Origin of the sequence: Streptomyces boninensis (assembly GCF_048572725.1) — a bacterium.
Classification (GTDB): domain Bacteria; phylum Actinomycetota; class Actinomycetes; order Streptomycetales; family Streptomycetaceae; genus Streptomyces; species Streptomyces boninensis.
Genome location: NZ_CP183837.1, coordinates 1,868,661 through 1,890,865 on the forward strand (window position 1 = coordinate 1,868,661; position 22,205 = coordinate 1,890,865).

Below are 22,205 nucleotides of genomic sequence, written 5' to 3' on the forward strand. Positions count from 1 at the left end.
GTGGTCAGGGGCGCGTGGGGGGTGGGCCCCGATGTTCGGGGCGGGCTGTGCTGGCAGCTTGCTGGGCATGATCTCAACTCGTATGTCACGGAGGGGCTTCGCCGGCGTCGCGCTTTCCGGGGTGGCCGCCGTTGCCGGCTCCGTCGCGCTTCCCGCTCGTCGCGCCGTCGCCGCCGATGCGTCGCTGCCGCCGCTGGATCCTGCCGCACTTCAGGCGGCGATCGACGACCTCGAGCATCCGCCCTCCACCGCCGCCCAGCTGCGGATCGGGGGCGCATCCGGCAGCTGGTACGGGACCGCCGGCGTCGCCGACATCAAGACGCGGCGGCCCCCCACCCCCCTGCACAAGGTCCGTATCGGCAGCATCACCAAGGTCTTCGTCGCCACCGTCACGCTCCAGCTCGTCGCTGAAGGGCGGGTCCGCCTAGACGCGCCCGTGCGGCGGTTGCTCCCCGGCCTCCTGCCCGCCCGCTTCGCGCCCATCACCCTCGCCCACCTGCTGAATCACACCAGCGGGCTCCCCGATCACGTCGGAATCCCCGAGCCCGAGACCGCGGAGGAGGTGTTCCGGCATCGCTTCGATCACTGGACGCCGGAGGAGTGGGTGGCTACGGCGACGCATGGGCCGCTGAAGTTCGAACCGGGCTCCCGGCAGGAGTACCGCGGGATCAACTACGTCCTCGCCGCCCTCATCATCGACCGGCTCACCGGCCGCCCGTACGGGAACGCCGTCGCCGCCCGCATCCTCCACCCGCTCGGCCTCACCGGCACCGTCATCCCCGGCGACGACCCGCGCATCCACGGCCGCCACGTACACGGCTACCTCGCCATGGCCGACGGCAGCCTCCGGGACATCACCGCGTACGACCAATCATCCGCCCGCGGCGAAGGCGACATCATCTCGACCACCGGCGACCTCGACCGCCTCCTCGCCGCGCTCTTCGACGGCGAGCTGCTCCCGCCCGACCTGCTCCAGCTGATGTTCACCCTCCCGCCCGACGACGTGCGCATGCTGGACGGCTCCCCCGCCCGGTACACCACCGGCCTGCAGCAGGCCGTCGTCAACGGCGTCACCCTCTGGGGCAAGACCGGCGAGACGTACGGCTACAAGAACGCCGCCTTCTCCACCCGCGACCGACGCCGCCGCTTCATCCTCACCTACCACCCGACGACCGCCCGCAACGGCGACGAAAGCCAAATGGTCGCCCGCGTCGCCGACCTGCTCACCCGCCCGCAGGACTGACCCAACGCGCCCGCTAGTCTGCCGCGGTGCGCAGCAGACTGATCAAGACAGCCGGCGGCCTCGTGGCCGTGCTCGCGATCGCCGCCGGCTGGTTCTTCGCCGGCGGGTCGTACGGGCGGTGGCAGGACTCGCGGGACGTGGAAGCGGCGTGCGACGGCGCCGTGGATCCGGGTGAGGCGCGGGCGCTGCTCGGGGCCGAGGAGCTCAAGGCCAGCACCGAGCACAACGACGCCGCCGACCCGCGCAAGCGCCGGTGGATCTGCTGGGTCGACGTGGACGACGGGTACGACCGGCGCACCGTGATCCGGCTGGAGTGGCGTTCCAACGCCCGCGCCCCGCACAGCGAATCGGACCGCGACTCCAGCAACTACCAGGCCGTGGCCTCGACCCCCATCGGCAGCGGCTGGTCCGGGATGCTCAATCACCACCTCGACGGCGACCGCGACGAGGGCCACGCCGTCGTCACCCTCGACTGCCGCAATACGCGCGACAGCCTCACCCTCTACGCCACCAACTGGACCGACCGCTCCTACCGCGAGCCGACCCACCGCGCCAACCTCGCCCGCCTCGCCACCGGCACGGCCACCCGCGCCGCGGAGAAATGGGGCTGCGATGCCGAGCCTGGCCGGACCGTACGTACCGTGCCCGCACTCCTCGACTGGCAGGACGTCAAAGCGAAGGACACCACCCCCTTCGCCGAGGCCACCGGCTCCTGCCGCGGCGTGCCCGGCTCGGCCCCGTACCCCCGCGCGCTCGAGACGCCGGTCGGCAAGGCGCCCATCGAGGACTGCTTCCTCTTCGACAAGCGCGTCGACCGCGGCTACCGGCTCTCCGCCTTCTACGGCACCTTCGCCGACGACCAGCGCATGCTCACCTCCTGGGCCCGGAATCTCCGCGGCGGCGACCCGCTGCTGACCTCCTTCGTCGTACGGGCCGAGGCCACCTGCCCCGGCGGCGGACCGGAGGACGACAAGGCCGTCTACACGCTCTCCCGTCTCCTCGACATCGGCCCGAAGCTGGACCGCCCGTACACGGACAAGGCCCTCACCGCCTTCGCCGAGGCGTCCGCGAAGCGGCACGGCTGCACGGGCGTGCGACTGCTCCGCTGACCGGGACATCTGATGTCCGATGCCTTGATAGCGTGACGAGCCTACGGAAGGAGCCCCGGGTGGCGGTGCGGCAGCCGATGCGGCAGGAAGTCGTCGACGGGATCAAGGCGTACATCCTGCAGAATCAGCTCCGCCCCGGCGACCCGCTCCCCACCGAGCCCGCGCTCTGCGAGGCGCTCGGCGCCAGCCGTTCCAGCGTGCGCGAGGCGATCCGGATCCTGACCGCGCTCGACATCGTCGAGGTGCGGCACGGGCACGGCACGTATGTCGGGCGGCTGAGCCTGTCGGCGCTCATCGAGAGCCTCACCTTTCGCGGGCTGCTGAGCCCGGACGATGACTTCCAGGTGCTGGCGGATCTGATCGAGGTGCGCGAACTGTTCGAACGGGGGATGGCCGAGCGGCTGGTCAGCGGGCTCGAGGAGGCGCAGATCGAGCGGCTGCAAGGGCTGGTCGATACGATGCGCGCGGCTGAGGCGGGGGCGGGGCACGGGTTTGTCGATGCCGACCGGTCCTTTCACACGCTGCTCGTGACGCCGCTCGGGAATGACCTGATCGGGCAGCTGTCGGCGGCGTTCTGGGATGTGTACGTCATCGTGGCGCCGCATCTCGACATGTTCACGCCCGAGGATGAGGCGGCCACCATCGCCCATCACCAGCGCATCGTGGACGCCGTGCGCGCTCGCGACGCGGCGGAGTTCACGGCGGCGCTGAGCGAGCATTACGCGCCGCTGCGCCGCCGCATCGCGGAGGCCCGGGCCCGCCGCTGAGGCGGCGCCGACACCTTCCCGCACCCCACTTGACGCGCTTCACGGCCGGTCTCTAAGGTCCCAGAGCAGCAGACATCAGACGTCCTACGTCAGACCACACCAGAGAGAGGCCCTTCCCATGCCCCGGAGACTCTCCCTCGCCGCCTTCACCGCCGCGCTCGCCGTCACCGCCACCCTCACGACGAGCGCCCACGGCGCCACCGCACCCCGCGAGCTCACCTCCCAGGACCTCGCGACGGCCGGCACCGGCTCCCCGAACTACCGGATCCCGGCCCTCACCAAGACCACCAAGGGCACCCTCCTCGCCGCGTACGACGCCCGCCCCACCCTCGCCGACCTGCCCAGCAACATAGGCGTCGTCATCCGCCGCAGCACCGACGGCGGCGCCACCTGGAAGGCGCAGCAGGTCGTCCGCAAGGAGGCCGCCCCCAAGGGCTACGGCGACCCCAGCGTCCTCGTCGACCGCGAGACCGGCCGGATCTTCCTCTTCTACGCCGCCTCCGTGAACCAGGGCTTCGCCGGCTCGGCCACCGGCAACGACGAGAGCGACCCCGACGTCCTGCAGGCCGACTACAGCTACTCGGACGACGACGGCCTGACCTGGAAGCACGAGCGGATCACGGCGGACATCAAGAACCCGGCCTGGGGCGGCACGTTCGCGGCGTCGGGTGAGGGCATCCAGGTCCGGCACGGCACGTACAAGGGGCGGCTCATCCAGCAGTACGCAATCCGCCACAACGGCACCAACTACGCGGTCAGCGCCTACAGCGACGACCATGGCGACAGCTGGCGGACGGGCACCCCGGTCGGCCCCGGCGACGAGAACAAGACCGTCGAACTCTCCGACGGCCGCATCATGCTCAACAACCGCGCCGCGCCGTACCGCACGGTCGCCTACTCCCGCGACGGCGGCGCCACGTACTCACCCCTGAAGCCGGACACCGAGCTCCCCGACCCCGCCAACAACGGCTCGATCACCCGCTTCGCCCCGGACGTCGCCGCCTCGCACCCCCGCGCGTCCTGGCTGCTCTTCAGCAACACCGCCAACTCCGGCGCCCGCAGCAACCTCACCGTCCGCCTCTCCTGCGACAACGGCGAGAACTGGCCGATCCGCAGGACGGTGGAAGCGGGCTCCGCGGGCTACTCCACCCTCACCCCACTCTCCGACGGCACCGGCGCGAACCCGCGCATGGGCCTGCTCTGGGAGCGCGACAACTACCGCCACATCACGTACTCGTCCTTCGACCTGCGGTGGCTGGCGGGCGTCTGCGCCCCGGTCACGGTCACCCCGCCGGCCGGCCTTCCGGCGGGCGCCACGACGGCGGTGTCGGTGCGGGTGGTCAGCCAGAACGACGTATCCCTGCCCGCGGGTTCGGTCTCGCTCAAGCTGCCGCAGGGGTACGGCGCACCTGCCGTGAAGGTCCCCGCGCTCGCGCCGGGACAGGGCGCGACGGTGAAGGTGCCGGTGACGGTCCCCGCGGGCGCGGGCGCCGGGTCCGTACGGGCGACGGCGGACTATCAGGTCCGCGGCAGCCAGCACGCTTACGGTGACAGCACGTTCACCATCACGCAGTGATCGACGGAGTCCGCATGCCCGCACCATCCCCGCTCGTCGTCGGCCTCGACCTCGGCGGCACCAAGATCGACGCCGCCCTGGTCGGGGACGACGGAGCGATACGCGCCCGCCACACCCTCCCCACCCCGGCCACCGCGGGCCCGGAGGCCGTGCTCGACGCGCTGGCCGAGGCCGCCGCGGCCGTACGGGCACCGGACACGGCCGCCATCGGCCTCGCCGCGGCCGGCGTGATCGACCCGGGCAGCGGCACGGTCGTCAGCTCCACGGACGCGATCCGCGCCTGGGCCGGCACGGCGCTGGCCGCGGGCCTCGCGAGTCGCACCGGGCTCGCGGTGGCATGCGACAACGACGTGCGGGCGGCGGCGGCAACGGAGCTCGGCGAAGCCGAGGGCGGAGGCGGACCGCGCGTCACCGACGCCCCGTTGATCTACGCCGCCATCGGCACCGGGATCGGCGGCGCCGTGGCCGTCGGCGGGCGGATGCTCGTCGGCGCCGCGGGCGTCGCCGGCCACCTCGGGCACCTCCCCAGCCCCGAGGCGGACGGGCTCCCGTGCACCTGCGGCGGTACGGGCCACCTCGAGGCGATCGCCTCGGGGCCTGCCATCACCGCCCGGTACGCGCGCTCGACCGACTCGGCCCGCTCGACCGACCCGGCGCGCTCGACCCCCACCCCAGCCGACCGGCTCCAGACCATCGCCGCCCGCGCCGCCCACGGCGATCCGCACGCCACCGCAGCCATCACCCTCGGCGCCCGCGCCACCGGCCGCGTCCTCGGCGGGCTCGCCAACGCCCTCGGCCCGCACCGCGTCGTCATCGCCGGCGGCGTCACCCGCATCGGCGCCGCCTACTGGACCCCGCTCCGCGAGGCCTTCCAAGCCGAACTGATCCCGCCCCTCAAGGGCTTGACCCCGCAACCACCCCGCGTCGGCCACGACGCCGCCGTCCTCGGCGCCGCCACCCTCACTCGCACCCACCCCCTGCACCATCCGCACGCCACCGGAGCCCCCCGATGACCGCCCCGCCCCCGCCCGACCCCCTGCCCAGCCCCGAAGCCACCGCCACCCCAGCCGACCTCGCCGCCACCCTCGCCGGAAAGCTGATCGTCTCCTGCCAGGCCCCGGACGGCGACCCCATGTGCCACCCCGACACCCTCGTCCGCATGACCCAGGCCGCCCAGGCCGGCGGCGCGGCAGCCGTACGCGTCAACAGCCCCGAAGTCGTGGCGGCCACCGTCAAAGCCATCGACATCCCGGTGATCGCCCTGTGGAAGGACGGCCCGGAAACCGCCGTCCGCATCACCCCGACCGTCCGCCACGCCCTCGCCCTGGTCGACGCCGGCGCCACCGTCATAGCCGCCGACGCGACCACCCGCCCCCGCCCCGACGGCAGCACCTTCGCCGACCTGGTCACCGCCGTCCACGCCGCGGGCGCCCAGGTCATGGCCGACGTATCGAACCTCACCGAAGGCCGCGAAGCCGCTGCCCTCGCGGTCGACTTCGTCTCCACCACCCTCTCCGGGTACGTACCGGGGTCGCCGCAGTCGCCCGAACCCGACCTACGCCTCGTAGCCGACCTGGCCGCCACCATCCGCACCCCGGTCGTGGCCGAAGGGCGCATCGCCACCCCGGCCCAGGCCGCACAGGCCCTGGCCGCGGGCGCCCACAGCGTCGTCGTAGGCACCGCCATCACCGCGCCAACGGCCCTGACCCGCCTGTTCGTCGGCGGTCTCGACAGCTGACCGGACGTCAGCTCCCGTCCCGCAGCTCCTTGACCCCGTAGCCCCGGAAACCGATCCGGTCAAAGACCACCCGACACCCCTCCCCCACCGGGGACTGCGCCAGGAAACCGGCCTCCACCGGACCGTCCCCCACCCCCAGCGTGAAGGTCCGGACGAAGGTCCACGTCTCCCCGTCCGCCGACGCGTGATACGCGAACGCCCGCCCGGCGCGGCTCAGTCGCAGCCAGTACGTGTCGCCGTCGACCACGAAGGCGTTGGCGTCGTCGGAGTGTTCGCGGGTGACGACCGTGCAGACGTACGGCAGCTCGGGGGACAGCTCAAGGCAGATCTTCGCCCACTCGCCGGCCGGGGTGTGCAGGTAGAGCACGCCCGCGTCGAAGGCCGCGCGGAAGTCGACGCGCACCCGTGCCAGCAGCTGGAAGTCGCCCGCCACCGGGCCGGTCAGGCGGGGGGCGTCGGAGGTGAGCGCGCCGGGCGGGCCCGTCGGCGGGACGAAACGGTCCTGCCGCGGGCCCGCGGTGGCGCCGAGCGCCCCGTCCTCGTACGACCACTCCGCGGCCGGGCCGGAGGCCGTCAGCGGGAAGGGGAGCTCGGGGATGTTCATCGTCCGCTCAGCCTTCCCGTACGCCGTCGACCAGGCGCGGCACGCCCGCGCCGTCGCCGTCCCGCAGCTCCGGCGGGAGCAGCGCCGCCGGGGCGTCCTGGTACGCGACCGGGCGCAGCCAGCGCTCGATGGCCGTGCCGCCGACCGAGGTCGACCCCGATGTCGTCGCCGGGTACGGGCCGCCGTGGTGCTGGGCCGGAGCGACCGCGACACCCGTCGGCCAGCCGTTCACGAGCACCCGGCCCGCGAGCGGCGTGAGGTCGGCCAGCAGGGACGCGCCCTCGCCCGCCGCCTCGGCCTCGCCGATGTGGGCGGTGGCGGTCAGGTTGCCGGGGAGCTTTGCCAGTACGTCGGTCAGCTCGTCCCGCGACGAATACCGCACGACGACCGTCACCGGGCCGAAGCACTCCTCCAGCAGCAGGTCGTGCGCCTCGCCCGTGGTCAGCCACGCCGCATCCACCGTGAGGAAACCCGCGCTCACCGTGTACTCGCCGCCCGCGCCCGGCGTCACCGGCGTCTCGACGCTGTCGAGCGCCGCCCGCTCCTGCACCCCGGCCAGGAAGGCCTCGCGCATCCGCCCGTCGAGCATCACGCCGGACTCGGAGTCGCTCACCGCCTCCGTGAGCGACTTGAGCATCCGGTCGCCGGCCGGGCCCGCGGGCGCCAGCACGAAGCCGGGCTTGGTGCAGAACTGGCCGACGCCCATCGTCATCGACCCGGCCAGGCCCGCGCCGATCTGCTCGCCGCGCTCCTGCGCCGCCTCCTCGGTGACGACGACCGGGTTCAGCGACCCGAGCTCGCCGTGGAAGGGGATCGGCTTCGGCCGCGCCGCCGCCGCGTCGAAGAGCGCCCGCCCGCCGCGTACGGAACCGGTGAAGCCGGCCGCGGACACCAGCGGGTGCTTCACCAGCTGCACGCCCGCGTCGAAGCCGTGTACGAGGCCGATGACGCCCTCGTCGAGGCCCACCTCGACCGCCGCCCGGCGCAGCAGCGCCGCTGACAGTTCGGAGGTCGCCGGGTGGTCCGGGTGTGCCTTGATCACGACGGGGCAGCCGGCCGCCAGCGCGGAGGCGGTGTCGCCGCCGGGGACGGAGAAGGCGAGCGGGAAGTTGCTGGCCGCGTAGACGGCGACGACGCCGACCGGCACCTTCCAGCGGCGCAGGTCGGGGCGGGGCGGGGCGAGCGACGCATTGGCGTGGTCGATGATGACGTCGAGGAAGCCGCCGTCCTCGACCACGTCGGCGAAGGCGCGCAGCTGGTACGCGGTCCGGCCGAGCTCACCGGTGAGCCGGCCCGGGCCGAGGGCGGTCTCGGCGTCGGCGCACTCGACGACCTGCTCGACGTGCGCGTCGAACTGGTCGGCCGCGGCGCGCAGCAGCGCCGCGCGTATGCTGCGGTCGGCGAGGGAGCCGAGGGTCGCGTGGGCCGCGCGGACCGCGGCATCGACCTCCTCGGGGCTCGCCTCGGCGGCGACCTCCTCCCGCTGCTTTCCGTTACGGGGGTCGACGCTCCAGACTGGTGCGGTCACCGCGGTGTCCTTTCCACGTGATAGCTGTGCCACGCGGGACGCCGTTCGATATACTGAACGCCGTCTCCATGTATGAATACGGTCATATCCTTTGGACGAGCGAAGGGTCAAGCGCGCATGTCGGCTGACGAGACAGCCCAGGGCGGCCAGGTCAAGTCCGCGGTCCGCACCGTAGAGCTGCTCGAGTATTTCGCGGGCCGCCCCGGGATGCACACCCTTGCGGACGTACAGCAGGCGGTCGGCTACCCCAAATCCAGTCTGTACATGCTCCTGCGCACCCTGACCGACCTCGGCTGGGTGGAGACGGACGCCACCGGCACGCGGTACGGCATCGGCGTCCGCGCGCTGCTGGTCGGCACCTCGTACATCGACGGCGACGAGGTCGTCTCCGCGGCCCGTACGACCCTGGACCGGCTCTCCGACGACACGACGGAGACCATCCACCTCGCCCGCCTCGACGGCCCGAACGTCGTCTACCTGGCCACCCGCCAGTCGCAGCACTACCTGCGCCCCTTCACGCGGGTCGGGCGCCGGCTGCCCGCCCACTCCACGTCCCTCGGCAAGGCCATACTCGCCACCCACACCGACGAGCAGGTCCGCAAGCTGCTGCCGGAGACGCTGCGCCCGCTGACCGAGCACACCATCACGGACATCGACGAGCTCATCGAGGACCTGCACGCGATCCGCGAGCAGGGGTACGCGGTGGACCGCGAGGAGAACACCCTCGGCCTGCGCTGCTTCGGCGTCGCCATCCCGTACCGGACCCCGGCGCGGGACGCGATCAGCTGCTCGGTGCCGGTGGCGCGGCTGACCCCGGGACACGAGCAGATGATCAAGGACGCCCTGCAGGACGCCAGGGACCGGCTGACGCTGGCGACGCGGCATCTGTGAGGGCCGGCTCTTCGAGACCTAGGCGTTCCGTACGGCCTTGACCACCGCCTTGATCAGGCGAGCGTTCTCCGGCGCCTCACCGCCCGGGAAGGCGAAGCGGCGGCGGTTGTAGCCGTAAGCGAAGCCGGACTGGGGGTCCGCGAAGCCGAGCTGGCCGCCCGCGCCCTCGTGGCCGAAGGACAGCGCGCCGACGCCCGGGTGGAAGTCGCCGATCGCCTTGAAGCCGATGCCCCACGAGACGTGCTGGCGCACCACGACGTCGTGCCCGGTGGCGTGGATCTGCGCGAACTCCGCCGCCGTGTCCGGCTTCAGCAGCGGCGGGCGGCCGTCCACCTCGGCGACCGCCGCGGCGAAGAGCTTCGCGATGCCGCGGGCGCTGCCGAGGCCGCCCCAGGACGCAGGGCCGAGGGCATGCACCTGGCGGGTGTTGGCGAGCGAGGTCATGTCGGCCGTCGCGGGGTTGTTCGCCGCGAAGGAGATGCCCAGGAGGCTGTGCGGGCTGGGCGCGGCGGCGGTGAGACCTGCCTTCTGCTCGGCGGTGGGCACCATCTGCTGGGCGCTGACCACCCGGGGCTCCAACTCCGCCGGCAGGCCGAGGTAGAGGTCGAGGCCGTACGGGGCGCGAATCCGCTCCTCGTAGATCTCCTGGACGGACTTTCCGGTCGCCCGCCGCACCACCTCGCCGGCGAGCGCGCCGATGACCACCGCGTGGTAGCCGAAGGCGGCGCCCGGGCGCCAGAACGGGCGCTGCCCGGCGAGGCGCTCCGCGACCTTGCGGTCGTCGGCGAGCTCGTCGGGGGTGAAGCCGCCATCGACGCCGATCAGCCCGGCGCGGTGGGTCAGCAGCTCGCGCAGGGTGAGCCGCTCCTTGCCTTCACCGGTGAACTCCGGCCAGTAGTGCGCCACCCGCTGGTCCAGGTCCAGGGTGCCGTCCTGGACCAGCAGGGCGACGGTCAGGTAGGTGGCGGCCTTCGTTATGGAGTAGACGGGCGTGAGCGAGTCGGCGTCGAGCCCGGGGCCGGTCCACAGGTCGACGACGCGCTCGCCGCCGGTGTGCACCACGAGCTGTGCGGCGTTGTCGGCGCCGTTGGCCGCGCGCTCCTCGGCGAGGGCGGCGGCAAACTCGTCCCGTACGCCTTCGAAGCCCTCGGCCACGGTTCCTTGAACGGCACTGGACATGATCGTCCCCCCTCGGGATCGGTGCTTTTGGATCAGCCAACCTCACCTCCACACCGGGTATTCCTCCGCCGCGCGGCGGAGGCGGATCGTCGCGGCGGCGGACGCGCGGGGGGCGGTGCGGCGGGAGCGTGAAGGCATGGATACCGCGCTGCGCCTTCAGGAGGCGCCCACCACTGGCAGGACCGACCGGCTGCCCGCCGCGCTGCGGGTGGTCGCGATCGCAGCCTGCGTGCCGTATCTGACGCTCAAGCTCGCGTGGCTCTCCGGCAGCCACATCGGCATCCCGGCGGGCAGCGAACTGCGCCGCAATGAGGGCGTGCTGTTCGCCGCCAACGCCGCCACGGTCGCGATGGACGCGGCCGTGATCGTGCTCGCCTTCGCGCTCACGCGGGCGTGGGGGCGGCGGCTGCCGGGGTGGCTGCTGCTGCTTCCGCTGTGGGTGGCGACGGGGCTGCTGGCGCCGGTCGTGGTCGGGTTCCCGCTGCAGCTGGTGGCGGGGCTGCTCGGGGTCGGGTCCGGGGCGGCGGACCCGGCGGACGACGAACCCTTCCTCGCGGAGTGGGTGTTCGGCGTCGTGTACACCGGCTTCGGGGTACAGGCGCTGGCGCTGGGGTGGCTTTTCGTGCGTTACGGGCGGGAGCGCTGGGGTGCGGTGCTGCGGGGGCGGGTGGGCGGGCTGCGGAGCGCCGGGGCGACGGCCGCGGTGCGGCGCACGTTCGCCGTGGTCACGGCGGTGCTCGCGGTCGCGGTGGCCGGGGCGAACGGGCTGTGGGCCGCGGGCGGCGACGCGGGCCTGTCCGCGCGGGTACTGGCGGAGCAGACCGGGGGTCAGCGCCTCATCCACGCCACGGCCGCCGCCTTCGCCCTGGCGGCCACGGCCGGCGTGCTGCTCGCCGCCTTCCCCGGCCTGCGGCCCCGGGTGCGGATGCGTACCGTCGTGGCCCTCGGCTGGACCGGCGGGGCGGCGCTGGCGGCGTGGGCGGGCTGGCTGCTGGCCGTGTCGCTCGGCGGCGATGCGCTGCCGGGCGGCGGCAACCAGCCCTCCCAGGCCATGAACCTCGTCTACGCTGGCGAGATGATCACCGGCACGCTGACGCTGCTGCTGGGCGCGCAGCTGCTCGCGGAGCTGCGGGAGGGCTGAGCCGTGCCTGCGATGCTGCGCATGATCCAGCTGCGCTGGGTCCATCTGCTGCTGGGCGGCGCGCTGCTAATGCCGTACTTTCTGCTGATGTCGGTGGTCGTGGGCCTGTTCTGGCCGATGTCCGATCCCGAGCGGTCGCTGGGCTGGCAGTTCGCGGCGTACGGAATGAGCCTGCCGGCGGTCGCGGCCACCGGGCTCGCCTTCCCGCTCGTACGGACGCTGGAGACGTCGGCCGCACGGGCGCTGTGTACGCCGGAACTTGAGGCGTCGGGCGCGGACCGGTCGTGGGCGGCGCGGCGGCGGACGGCGGGGTGGTTCACGCTGCACGTGGGCGTCGGCGGGCTGCTCAGCGGGGCGACGCTGGCGGTGCCGCCGATGGGGGCGGTGCTGATGGCGCTGCCGTTCGCGCCGTCGCTGCGGGATGCGGAGGGGCGGGACTACGACCTGCTGGACGTACCGCTGTGGTCGGCGCCGCTGCTCGGGGCGGCGATGCTGGCGGCGCTCACCGCGCTGGTCGCGGGCGCGGGTTGGGCACTCGCCCGGTGCGCGTCGCCGCTGCTCGGCCCGACCCCGGCCGATCAGCTGGCGGCGGCGGAGGCCCGGTCGGCGGACCTGGCGCGGCGGAATGCGCTGGCGCGAGAGCTGCACGATTCGGTGGGGCATGCGCTGAGCGCGGTGACGCTGCAGGCCAGTGCGGCGCGGAAGGTCTTTGACCGGGACCCGGAGTTCGTACGGGAGGCCCTGGGGGCGATCGAGTCGGCGACTCGGGATGCGGTGGCGGAGTTGGACGGGGTGCTGGGGGTGCTGCGGGAGGGGGATGCGGGGTCGGGTACGGATACGGCCCCGGGCCGGGACTCGCGCACGGCTCCGGCGCCGGAGCTGGCGCGCGACTTGGATGGGCTGCTGGAGCGGACGCGGGCGGCGGGCGCGGAGGTGGCGGTGCGGGTCGAGGGCGACCTGGCGATGCTGCCGCCGCAGGTCTCGCGGGAGGCGTATCGGATCGTCCAGGAAGGGCTGGGGAATGTGCTGCGACACGCGGGGGCAGTGCGGGCGGTGCTCGACATGGAGGTGGAGAGGACGGAGTTGAGGGTGACGATCGAGAACGGACGGCCGGTCAGGGCGGAGCGGAGCAGCGGGGGCGCAAGGGCGGAGCGGAGCCCGGCGGCGGAACGGAACCTGGCCGCGGAACGGAACCTGGCCGCGGAACGGAACCTGGCCGCGGAACGGGACCCGGCGGCGGAGCGGAACCCGGCCGCGGAGCGAGACCCGGCGGCGGAAGCCGACCCCGCTCAGGAGCGGACCCCCGCAGGGGAACCCGGCCCCCGAGCCCCCCGCGGCGGCCGCGGCCTCATCGGGATCCGCGAGCGCGCCGCGCTCCTCGGCGGCGACGTCGAGGCGGGCCCGTACGACGGCGGCTGGCGCCTCACCGCAAGGCTGCCGCTGTGAGCGCGGCCGCGGGCAGGCCGACGCACGGCCCCTCAGACGCGGGCGGGCGGTCCGCCCCCGGCAGCGCGGCTGCCCACAACGCGACCCATCCGCCCGGCACCCCCGCGCAGCCCCTGCGCATCGTGCTCGCAGACGACGAGCAGATGGTGCGCACCGCGCTCCGCGCGATCCTCGGCGCCGAGCCCGACATGGTGGTCGTCGGCGAGGCCGCAACCGGCGCGGAAGCCGTGTCCGTCACCCGCGAACTGACCCCCGACATCGTCCTCATGGACGTCCGCATGCCCGACGTGGACGGCATCCGCGCCACCGAGCAGATCCTCGCCCGCATGGCGCAGCCGCCGCGCATCGTCGTCGTCACGACCTTCGAGAACGACTCCTACGTCTACGACGCGCTGCGCGCCGGCGCCTCCGGCTTCCTGCTCAAGCGGTCCGGCGCGGACGACCTCGTCGACGCCGTCCGGCTGGTCGCCCGCGCCGACGCGCTGCTGTTCCCCGCCGCCATCCGCGCCCTCGCCGACCAGCACGCGCGCGAACGCCGCGCGGACGGCCTACGGGCGAAACTCACCGACCGCGAGGCCGAGGTCCTGCGCCACATGGCCGCCGGCCTGACCAACGCCGAGATCGCCACCCGCCTCGGCGTCGGCCAGGCCACGGTGAAGACCCACGTCGCCGCCCTCCTGGCCAAGCTCGGCGCCCGCGACCGCACGCAGGCGGTGATCGTCGCGTACGAGACGGGGTTCGTGAACCCCGGGGCGGGGGGCTAGCCCGATGGCGGGGATGTGGAGCGAGGCCGTCATACCCGGGCTGGCGCTGCTGCTGTTCATCTGCTGCGGAACGGAGTTGGTGCTGCGGCGCTTCTTCAAGGGCCGCACCGTCCTCTTCCGGCGCGGCGTCGCACGGCGGCCGGTGACTGGCGCCGCGTTCGACGAGTTCACCCTCATCTTCAACGGCAACAAGCTGGTCGAGATCAAGCAACAGCAGCAGGAGGAGCTGCGCCGCGACGAGGAGGGCGACGGTGCCCCGCCGCGGACGCGTATCGACCTCGCGAAGGGCACCGCCCACATCGTCCTCCCCGACGCGAGAGGCGAGCAAGGCGGGACTAGGCCCTAGTCCCCCCGCAGCACATCCGCGATCCCGATCGGCAGGTCCCGCACCCGCACCCCCGTCGCGTTGAACACCGCGTTCGCGATCGCCGCCGAAACCCCCACCGGCCCCATCTCGCCGATGCCCTTCGCACCCAGCGGGCTCGCATGCTCATCGTGGTCATCGAGGAAGTGGACGTCGATCGCGGGTACATCCGCATTGCCCGGGATCACATAGCCCGCCAGGTTCTTCGAGCGGAAGCGGCCCAGGCCCGGATCAAAGTCCGAGTGCTCCAGCAGCGCCTGTCCCAGACCCCAGACGATGCCGCCGGTCATCTGGCTACGGGCCGCGAGGGGGTTGATGATCCGCCCCGCCGCGTACACCGCCAGCGCCCGCTCCAGCCGCACCAGGCCGAGGTCCTCGTCCACCCGCACCTCGGCGAACACCGCGCCGTGGACGCCCGTCGAGTATCCGGCCGGGCTCCCGCCCGGACCCGCGTCCTCCTCAGGGGCCCAAGTCGCCTCCGCCTCCAGCGAGTCGGCCCCGGCAGACCGCAGCAGCCCCGCCGGGCCACCGGCCGCCGGGCCGCTGCGGGCCTCCAGCGCCTCCAGCTTCTTCCGCAGCTCGGTCGCCGCCAGGTGCACCGCGGACCCGACGCCCATCGTCGACGACGACCCCGCCGTCATCCCCGCGGGCGGCAGCTCCGTATCGCCGAGGCTGACCTCGATGACGCCCGGGTCGACGCCGAGCGCCTCGGCCGCGATCGCGGTCATCACGCCGGGCAGCCCCGTGCCCATCTCCTGCGTCCCCGACGCCACCGTCACCGTGCCGTCGGCGCCGATACGTACCCGAGCACTGGACGGAAAGCGGAAGGTCGGCATGAACGACACCGCCATCCCGTGCCCGACCAGCGCATCCCCGGCCTTCCGAGCCCGGGGTTCCGCCTGCCGCGCCTCGGCCCAGCCGAACCGCCGCGCGCCCTCGACCAGGCACTCCCGCAGCTTCCGCGAGGAGAACGGGCGCCCGTTGAGCGGGTCCCGCTCGGGCTCATTGCGCAGCCGCAGCTCTACGGGATCGATCCCGAGCTCGCCCGCCAGCTCGTCCATCGCCGACTCCAGCGCGAACATCCCCATCCCCGCCCCCGGCGCCCGCATCGGCGTCGGCTGCGGCCGGTCGAGGTGCCGGACGCGGCGGCGGAGCTCGATGGCGTCGGCGGCGTAGAGGTGGCCGCTGGCCTCGGTGACGAGCTCCGGGTAGTCGTCGTCGCGGGAGCTGGCGTTGGCGCTGTGGTGGCGCAGCGCGCCGAGGCGGCCGTCGGCGGCCGCCGCGAGGGTGATCGTCTGCAGCGTGGTCGGCTGGTGGCCGCATGAGGTGAACATCTCGGCCCGGGTCAGCGACAGCTTCACCGGCCGGCCCGCGACCTTCGCGGCGGCGGCGATGAGCACCTGATGCGGCCACGGGTAGCCCTTGCAGCCGAAACCGCCGCCGATGTACGGGCAGATGACGCGGACGTTCTCGGTGGGCAGGCCGAAGGCGGTGGCGAGCATCGCCTGGGTGGAGGAGATGCCCTGGGAGGAGTCGTGGACCGTGAGGCGGTCGGCGGACTCCCAGGCCGCGAGCGTCGAGGACGGCTCGATGGGGTTGTGGTGGCGGTCGGCCGTCGTGTACGTGCGGGTGAGCACCGTGTCGGCGGCCGCGAGCGCCGCGTCGACGTCGCCCGTCGACTCGTCGGTCGGGGACAGGAAGGGCGTCGCCTCGACCGCGTCCTCGGCGTCGGCGAAGGCGGCCGCGGGGCGGATCCCGGCGTACTCGACGTGCACCAGTGTGGCGGCGTGCCGGGCCTGTTCGAGCGTCTCGGCCAGCACGATCGCGAGCGGCTGGCCTTCGTGCCGGACCCGGTCGTCGGTCAGCGGCACCCAGGACTGGGCCAGCTGCGCGCCGCTCAGGTCCGGCAGGTCGCCGTGGGTGAGGACGGCGGCGACGCCGGGAGCGCGGCGGGCGGCGTCCGCGTCGATCGCGGCGACCCGGCCGTGCGGGACGGTGGCGCCGACGAAGGCGGCGTGGGCGGTGCCTGCCGGGGTGGTGTCGGCGGCGTAGCCGGCGCTGCCGGTCAGCTTCAGTGGGCCGTCGGGGCGGCGCAGACCTGGGGTTTCGATGATCGTCATGCGCGCTCGCCTCCAGTTCGTACGGCCTCGCGCAGCGCGCGCACGGCAGCGCGGCGGGCGAGGGTCACCTTGAACGCGTTGTCCGGCAGCGGCGTCGCGTCCGCGAAGCCCGCGGCGACGGCGGCCTCGACCCCGGCCCGGTCGCCGGCGTCGACGCCGCGCAGCGCCTCCTCGGCCGCGGGCAGCCGCCAGGGGCGGTGCGCGACGGCGCCGAGGGCGAGGCGGACCGAAGCGATGGCGGTGCCGTCGAGGGTCACCGCCGCGGCGGCCGAGACGACCGCGAACTCGTAGCTGACCCGCTCCCGCACCTTCAGGTAGTGCGAGGCCGAGGTGTGCGCTGCTGCCGGGACGGTGACGCCGGTGATCAGCTCGCCGGGCTCCAGCGCGGTGCGGCGGGCGGGCTCGGGCACGTAGAACTCGGCTATCGGCAGCCGCCGCTCCCCGCCCGCGCCCAGCACGATCACCTCCGCGTCCAGCGCCGCCAGCGCGACCGCCATGTCGGACGGGTGCGTGGCCACGCACTGCTCGCCCGGGCCGCCATCCGTGCGCCCGCCGAAGATCGCGTGCGCCTCGGTGCTGCCGCCGTGCAGCGCCACGCAGCCGGAGCCCGGCTCGCGCTGGTTGCAGGGCAGCGGGGTGTCGGCGCGGAAGTACGGGCAGCGGGTGCGCTGCATCAGATTGCCGCCGATGGACGCCATGTTGCGCAGCTGCGGGGACGCGGAGCGCAGCAAAGCCTCGGCGAGGACGGGATAGTCGCGGGCGACGTCCGGGTGCGCGGCGACGTCGCTCATCCGGGCGAGGGCGCCGAGGTGCAGGCCCTGCTCCGTGGCCTCGATGCGGTCGTACGGGAGGGCGTTGATGTCGACGACCCTGTCGGGGGCGGCGATGCCCTCCTTCATCCAGTTGAGCAGCTCGGTACCGCCGGCGAGCAGCTGGGTGCCGGGCTCGGCGAGGGCGGCGCGGGCGGCCGCGGCGTCGGTGGCGCGCTCGTACGCGAAGGTCTTCATCGGCCGGCCGCCTCTCGGACGGCGGCGACGATCTGCGGATACGCGGCGCAGCGGCAGAGGTTGCCGCTCATCCACTCGCGGATCTCGTCGTCGGTGTCCGTATGCCCCTCTTTGATGCAGGCGACGGCGGACATCAGCTGGCCCGGGGTGCAGAAGCCGCACTGGAAGGCGTCGTTGTCGTGGAAGGCGCGCTGCACGGGGTGGAGTTCGCCGTCGGCGGCGGCGAGGCCTTCGACGGTGCTGACCTCGTTGCCGTCCGCGGCGGCGGCGAGGGTCAGGCAGGAGAGGGTGCGGCGGCCGTCGATCAGCACCGTACAGGCGCCGCACTCGCCGCGGTCGCAGCCCTTCTTGGTGCCGGTGAGGCGGAGGCGATCTCTGAGGACATCGAGCAGGGTGGCTCTGATGTCGGCGCCTATGGCGTGTTTCTCGCCGTTCACGGTCAGTACGAGATCGTGGCTGAGCTCTGCGTCGGAAGTCACGCGGCGACGGTAAGCCAGCCGCCATCGGGGCGGCAGCGATTTTCCCAGTCCTTGATCATTTCAATGTGCAGCCCAAACTGCACAGCTGAAACTGGACAGCCTGGGCTGAAGGTTTTACGGTGGTGATCGTGACCGAGAAGATCGACAGCCCCGCCGTCCCCGAGCCCGCGCTCCGCGCCGCCGAGGCCACCTGGGTCGTGCTCAGCAGACTGCGCCGCAAGGTGCGGGAGCTGCCCGGCGAGGGGGACCTCTCCCCGTCGCAGGTCTCCGCGATGGCGCGGCTGGACAAGCTCGGGCCCTCCTCGGCCAGCGAGCTCGCCGCCGCCGAGGGCATGCGCCCGCAGTCCATGGCGAAGATCGTCGCGGCGCTGGAGGAGGCCGGCTACGTCATCCGCCGCCCCGATCCCGCGGACGGCAGGCGCCAGGTGATCACCCTCACCGAACGGGGCCGCACGCAGCGGCACGGCGACCGCAGGGCCCGCCAGGTGCTGCTGGCGCAGGCGCTGCAGGCACAGTGCACGGAGGAGCAGCTGCACACCATCGCGGAGGCGATGGCGCTGCTGGACGAGGTGATAGCGCAATGACGGCAAAGCTCGCGGCGGCCCGGCAGGCGCGGCGCGAAGCCCCCGGCTTCAACCGGAAGCTGATCCCGCCCATGATCCTGGGTTCGATCCTGAACCCGATCAACTCGTCCATGCTCGCCGTCGCCCTGATCCCGATCGGCCGCGCCTTCGACGCGCCGCCGTCGCAGACCATCTGGCTGGTCTCGGGCCTGTATGTGGCCACGGCCGTCGGCCAGCCGGTGATCGGCCGCCTGGTCGACATGTACGGGCCCAAGCTCCTCTACCTCTCCGGCACCGCCCTCGTGGGCCTCGCCGGCCTGCTCGGCGTCCTCGCCCCCACCCTCGGCGTGCTGGTCCTCTCCCGCGTCCTGCTCGGCTTCGGCACCTCGGCCGCGTACCCCGCGTCCATGTACCTGCTCCGCAGCGAACAGGAGCGCACCGGCATGAAGAGCCCGAGCGGCATCCTCGCGGCCCTGTCGATCTCCAACCAGGTCATCTCCGTCATCGGCCCCACCCTCGGCGGCCTGCTGATCGGCGCCGGCGGCTGGCACCTGATCTTCGCGGTGAACGTGCCGCTGTCCCTCGCCTGCCTGCTCCTCGGCTGGCTGTGGCTGCCCCGCCGCCGCGATCTCGCCGCGCAGCCGGCCAAGGCCCAGGGCGTGGACCTGCCCGGCATGGTGCTGTTTGCCGCGATGCTGACCTCGCTGATGCTCTTCCTGGTCGAGCCGCGCGCCTCGGACTGGTATCTGCTGCCAGTCGCCGCCGCCGCCGGCACGGCCTTCGCGATACGGGAGCTGCGCGCCCAGGACCCCTTCATCGACCTGCGCATCCTCCGCGGCAACGCCCCGCTGCTCGCCACCTATGCCCGCCAGCTGCTGGCGTACACCGCGTCGTACTCCTTCCTCTACGGCTTCAGCCAGTGGCTGCAGGAGGGCCGGTCGCTGAGCGCGTCGACGGCCGGGTTGCTGCTGCTGCCCATGTCGCTCGCCGCCATCGCGGTCACCGCCGCCACCGGGCGTCGCCCGCAGATCCGCGGCAAGCTCGTCGTCGGCGCCTTCGTCCAGCTCGCCGCCGGCGCCGCCTTCCTGGCCCTCGGCGGCGGCAGCCCGCTGCTGCTGCTCGCGCTGCTCGGCGTGGCGGTCGGCATCCCCCAGGGCCTCATCGGCCTCGCCAATCAGAACGCCCTCTACGCCCAGGCCACCCCGGAGCGCATGGGCTCCTCCGCGGGCCTGCTGCGCACCTCCACCTACCTCGGCGCGCTGGTCGCATCCGCGGCCAACGCCGCCGCCTTCCAGGACGGCGCCACCACGGCCGGCGTGCACCAGCTCGGCTGGATGCTGCTGGCGGTCGGGGCCGTCCTCACCGCGGCGACGCTCGCCGACCGGTCCCTGGGCCGCGTCGGCCGCACCGCCTGACCCCCGCAAAGAGAACACTCACACCAGAAAGAAGCACCACCATGGCCGTCACCACCCTCGACCCGAAGACCGCGCTGGTCGTCATCGACCTGCAGAACGGCATCCTCGGGATCCCCGGCGCCCCCCACCCGTCCGCCGGCGTCCTGGAGAAGAACGTCGAGCTCGCCGACGCCTTCCGGGCCCGCGACCTGCCGGTGGTCCTGGTCAATGTCTCCTTCGGGGCGGACGGCGCGGACGCCGTCCCGGGCCGTACGGACGCCGCTGCGGGCGGCCGCGAGCTGCCGGAAGGCTGGGACGTACTCTCGGCTGAACTGGCCACCGGCCCGAAGGACATCCGGGTCACCAAGCACAACTGGTCCGCGTTCTACGGCACCGACCTCGACCTCCAGCTGCGCCGCCGCGGCATCACCCAGATCGTCCTGACGGGCATCGCGACGAGCATCGGCGTGGAGTCCACGGCCCGCGCGGCGCACGAGCACGGCTACCACGTCACCCTTGCCACGGACGCGATGACCGACATGGACGGCGATGCCCACGCCAACAGCGTGCAGCGGATCTTCCCGCGGCTCGGCGAGACGGGCACGGCGGCGGACGTCCTGGCGCTGCTGAAGTAGCCGGACGGGGCCGGCACCGGAAGCGGGCGGCCGGGCAAGAGCCCGAGCCGCCCGCGGCTTTGTGCCCGGGTTGTCCCCGTCCGGGCTCAGCGCGCCTTGCCGATGACATGCGCGGGCACGCTGTCGGCGCCCGGCTTCGCCGGCTCGGTGCGGGCCGGGGAGCCCTCGTCCTCGGCCTTCTTGGCGGTGGTCACGGTGCTGCCGTTCGCGGTCTTCTTGACGGTGACCACGGCGCCTTCGGCCTGGCCGGCGTGCTCACCGGCCCGCTCGACCGCCTTGCCGGCGACGGCGCCGTGGCCGCCGCCGGCGCCCGTAGTCGGCTGGGCCGCGTGAGCAGCGCCGGCTCCCAGACCCGCGAGGGCGATCACGGAGGCGGCGACGGCTGCGATCTTCTTCCGGTACATGGCTGTTCCTGCTTTCCCATTCGGCCGGCGTGTTCCGGCACCAGGAACGCTGCCAAGGATGCGCCTTTCGTTTCCCTCTCGCCCACGGGCCGCAGACCCGCCCTTCGCTTACCCGGCGCTTAAGAGCGCCGCGGCCACGCCTCCCGCACGTAGGATCGCGACCCGGCGACGACTGGAGGACCCCGTGACCACGGACATCCGCGCCCGCGCCCGCGACCTGGGCGTGGCGCCTGGCGGGCTGCCGACCGGCCGTCACAATGCCATCACCGATGTCGCCGGGGTCGCGGTCGGCCAGGTGACCCTCGTTCAGGAACCGGGGGTCAGGACCGGGGTTACGGCGATCGTGCCGCACCCCGGCAACCTGTTCCGGGAGAAGAACGCCGGCGCCGTGTACGTGGGCAACGGCTTCGGCAAGCTCGCCGGCTCGGTGCAGGTGGCCGAGCTGGGCACCATCGAAACGCCGATCGTCCTGACCAACACCCTCTCCGTGGCCAGCGGCCTCGACGGAGCCGTGGGCTGGACGCTGGACCAGCCCGGCAACGAGTCCGTGCGCTCGGTCAACGCACTGGTCGGCGAGGTCAACGACGGCGAGCTCAACGACATCCGCGGCCGCCATGTCACCGCCGAGCACGTCCGCGCGGCGATCGCCTCCGCCACCGGCGGCCCGGTGGCGGAGGGCACCGTCGGCGCGGGCACGGGCACCGTGTGCTTCGGCTGGAAGGGCGGCATCGGCACCTCCTCACGGCTGGTCGGCGAACACACCGTCGGCGCCCTCGTCCAGACCAACTACGGCGGCGCGCTACGGATCGACGGCGCCCCGGTCGGCGAACACCTGTCACCCGACAACGCCACCGACACCACCGACACCTCCGCCGACGGCTCCTGCATGCTGGTCCTCGCCACCGACGCCCCTCTGCACGCCCGCAACCTCGAACGCCTTGCGGCCCGCGCGGTCTTCGCCATGGCCCGTACCGGCGCCTCCTACTCCAACGGCAGCGGCGACATCGCCCTGGCCTTCTCCACCTCACCCGAGGTCCGCGAACCCCCGGCCCCCGCCACCGGCCCGCTCCCCAACTCGGCCACCACCCCACTGTTCCGCGCAGCCCTCGACGCCACCGAGGAAGCGATCTACAACTCCCTCTTCATGGCCACGACGGTCACCGGCCACGCCGGAACCACCCGCCGCGCGATCCCCCTGAACGAGGTCCGCAAGCTGCTCCGCACTCGGAAGACAGAAGGCGAGTAGCCCACCC

General features: G+C 73.4%; 22 protein-coding genes. 15 read left to right on the forward strand and 7 right to left on the reverse strand.

All coding sequences use genetic code 11. The features are described from left to right. The first annotated feature begins 67 nt into the window (after positions 1-67). The 6 genes from ACNNMR_RS08360 to ACNNMR_RS08385 all read left to right on the forward strand — a co-directional run bounded on the left by ACNNMR_RS08360 (position 68) and on the right by ACNNMR_RS08385 (position 6,433). Entirely contained in the window at positions 68-1,243 is a 1,176-nt protein-coding gene (locus tag ACNNMR_RS08360; protein WP_419993894.1) for a serine hydrolase domain-containing protein, read from the forward strand. A gap of 26 nt (positions 1,244-1,269) precedes the next feature. Continuing rightward, positions 1,270-2,352, forward strand: a complete 1,083-nt coding sequence (locus ACNNMR_RS08365; RefSeq protein WP_419993895.1) for a hypothetical protein — start codon at positions 1,270-1,272, stop codon at positions 2,350-2,352. 77 nt (positions 2,353-2,429) lie between these two features. Next, complete coding sequence (locus ACNNMR_RS08370; RefSeq protein WP_420000293.1) at positions 2,430-3,119, forward strand: FadR/GntR family transcriptional regulator; 690 nt, start codon at positions 2,430-2,432, stop codon at positions 3,117-3,119. Positions 3,120-3,237: 118 nt separating this feature from the next. Next, entirely contained in the window at positions 3,238-4,695 is a 1,458-nt protein-coding gene (locus ACNNMR_RS08375) for an exo-alpha-sialidase (RefSeq protein ID WP_419993896.1), read from the forward strand. A gap of 14 nt (positions 4,696-4,709) precedes the next feature. Continuing rightward, the gene (locus tag ACNNMR_RS08380) at positions 4,710-5,708 is read left to right on the forward strand and encodes an ROK family protein (RefSeq protein WP_419993897.1); all 999 of its coding nucleotides are present in this window, start codon (positions 4,710-4,712) and stop codon (positions 5,706-5,708) included. Continuing rightward, positions 5,705-6,433, forward strand: coding sequence for an N-acetylmannosamine-6-phosphate 2-epimerase (locus ACNNMR_RS08385; RefSeq protein ID WP_419993898.1), 729 nt, complete (start codon positions 5,705-5,707; stop codon positions 6,431-6,433). Before ACNNMR_RS08380 ends, ACNNMR_RS08385 begins: the two co-directional genes overlap by 4 nt. Positions 6,434-6,440: 7 nt before the next feature. Here the strand turns inward: ACNNMR_RS08385 and ACNNMR_RS08390 are convergent, their stop codons facing one another. Further along, entirely contained in the window at positions 6,441-7,037 is a 597-nt protein-coding gene (locus tag ACNNMR_RS08390; RefSeq protein ID WP_419993899.1) for a DUF1349 domain-containing protein, read from the reverse strand. A 7-nt stretch (positions 7,038-7,044) separates the two neighbouring features. Continuing rightward, positions 7,045-8,565, reverse strand: a complete 1,521-nt coding sequence (locus tag ACNNMR_RS08395; RefSeq protein ID WP_419993900.1) for an aldehyde dehydrogenase (NADP(+)) — start codon at positions 8,563-8,565, stop codon at positions 7,045-7,047. 117 nt (positions 8,566-8,682) lie between these two features. Between ACNNMR_RS08395 and ACNNMR_RS08400 the strand changes: the two genes are divergently transcribed. Continuing rightward, positions 8,683-9,456 carry an IclR family transcriptional regulator gene (locus ACNNMR_RS08400; RefSeq protein ID WP_419993901.1) on the forward strand — a complete coding sequence of 258 codons (774 nt, stop codon included), beginning with the start codon at positions 8,683-8,685 and terminating at the stop codon, positions 9,454-9,456. Positions 9,457-9,474: 18 nt separating this feature from the next. Here the strand turns inward: ACNNMR_RS08400 and ACNNMR_RS08405 are convergent, their stop codons facing one another. Next, a complete protein-coding gene (locus ACNNMR_RS08405) occupies positions 9,475-10,635 on the reverse strand; it encodes a serine hydrolase domain-containing protein (protein WP_419993902.1) in 1,161 nt (386 codons plus the stop codon). A 136-nt stretch (positions 10,636-10,771) separates the two neighbouring features. Between ACNNMR_RS08405 and ACNNMR_RS08410 the strand changes: the two genes are divergently transcribed. From ACNNMR_RS08410 to ACNNMR_RS08425, 4 genes are all read left to right on the forward strand, one after another. Beyond that, a complete protein-coding gene (locus ACNNMR_RS08410; RefSeq protein ID WP_419993903.1) occupies positions 10,772-11,776 on the forward strand; it encodes a hypothetical protein in 1,005 nt (334 codons plus the stop codon). Positions 11,777-11,788: 12 nt separating this feature from the next. Beyond that, positions 11,789-13,222 carry a histidine kinase gene (locus ACNNMR_RS08415; RefSeq protein ID WP_420000294.1) on the forward strand — a complete coding sequence of 478 codons (1,434 nt, stop codon included), beginning with the start codon at positions 11,789-11,791 and terminating at the stop codon, positions 13,220-13,222. Between the two features lie 113 nt (positions 13,223-13,335). After that, on the forward strand, positions 13,336-13,986 hold the full coding sequence (locus tag ACNNMR_RS08420) for a response regulator transcription factor (RefSeq protein ID WP_420000295.1): 651 nt from the start codon (positions 13,336-13,338) through the stop codon (positions 13,984-13,986). A 4-nt stretch (positions 13,987-13,990) separates the two neighbouring features. Further along, positions 13,991-14,332, forward strand: coding sequence for a DUF6191 domain-containing protein (locus ACNNMR_RS08425; RefSeq protein ID WP_419993904.1), 342 nt, complete (start codon positions 13,991-13,993; stop codon positions 14,330-14,332). Here the strand turns inward: ACNNMR_RS08425 and ACNNMR_RS08430 are convergent. The 3 genes from ACNNMR_RS08430 to ACNNMR_RS08440 are packed head-to-tail and all read right to left on the reverse strand — an operon-like array spanning position 14,329 to position 17,956. Beyond that, positions 14,329-16,470: a xanthine dehydrogenase family protein molybdopterin-binding subunit gene (locus ACNNMR_RS08430; protein WP_419993905.1), complete on the reverse strand. Its 2,142-nt coding sequence runs from the start codon at positions 16,468-16,470 to the stop codon at positions 14,329-14,331. The two genes, ACNNMR_RS08425 and ACNNMR_RS08430, sit on opposite strands and share 4 nt — an antisense overlap. Next, entirely contained in the window at positions 16,467-17,477 is a 1,011-nt protein-coding gene (locus tag ACNNMR_RS08435; RefSeq protein ID WP_419993906.1) for an FAD binding domain-containing protein, read from the reverse strand. Before ACNNMR_RS08435 ends, ACNNMR_RS08430 begins: the two co-directional genes overlap by 4 nt. Then, on the reverse strand, positions 17,474-17,956 hold the full coding sequence (locus tag ACNNMR_RS08440; protein ID WP_419993907.1) for a (2Fe-2S)-binding protein: 483 nt from the start codon (positions 17,954-17,956) through the stop codon (positions 17,474-17,476). Before ACNNMR_RS08440 ends, ACNNMR_RS08435 begins: the two co-directional genes overlap by 4 nt. 128 nt (positions 17,957-18,084) lie before the next feature. Here ACNNMR_RS08440 and ACNNMR_RS08445 point away from each other — a divergent pair, with 128 nt between their 5' ends. The 3 genes from ACNNMR_RS08445 to ACNNMR_RS08455 are packed head-to-tail and all read left to right on the forward strand — an operon-like array spanning position 18,085 to position 20,548. After that, the gene (locus ACNNMR_RS08445; protein ID WP_419993908.1) at positions 18,085-18,540 is read left to right on the forward strand and encodes a MarR family winged helix-turn-helix transcriptional regulator; all 456 of its coding nucleotides are present in this window, start codon (positions 18,085-18,087) and stop codon (positions 18,538-18,540) included. Continuing rightward, positions 18,537-19,934 (forward strand): MFS transporter, encoded by a 1,398-nt coding sequence (locus tag ACNNMR_RS08450; protein ID WP_419993909.1) that lies wholly within the window; start codon positions 18,537-18,539, stop codon positions 19,932-19,934. Before ACNNMR_RS08445 ends, ACNNMR_RS08450 begins: the two co-directional genes overlap by 4 nt. Positions 19,935-19,975: 41 nt before the next feature. Continuing rightward, positions 19,976-20,548, forward strand: a complete 573-nt coding sequence (locus tag ACNNMR_RS08455) for a hydrolase (protein ID WP_419993910.1) — start codon at positions 19,976-19,978, stop codon at positions 20,546-20,548. Between the two features lie 86 nt (positions 20,549-20,634). Here the strand turns inward: ACNNMR_RS08455 and ACNNMR_RS08460 are convergent, their stop codons facing one another. Beyond that, a complete protein-coding gene (locus tag ACNNMR_RS08460) occupies positions 20,635-20,952 on the reverse strand; it encodes a hypothetical protein (RefSeq protein WP_419993911.1) in 318 nt (105 codons plus the stop codon). A 184-nt stretch (positions 20,953-21,136) separates the two neighbouring features. Between ACNNMR_RS08460 and ACNNMR_RS08465 the strand changes: the two genes are divergently transcribed. After that, positions 21,137-22,198 (forward strand): P1 family peptidase, encoded by a 1,062-nt coding sequence (locus ACNNMR_RS08465; protein ID WP_419993912.1) that lies wholly within the window; start codon positions 21,137-21,139, stop codon positions 22,196-22,198. Positions 22,199-22,205: the final 7 nt, after the last annotated feature.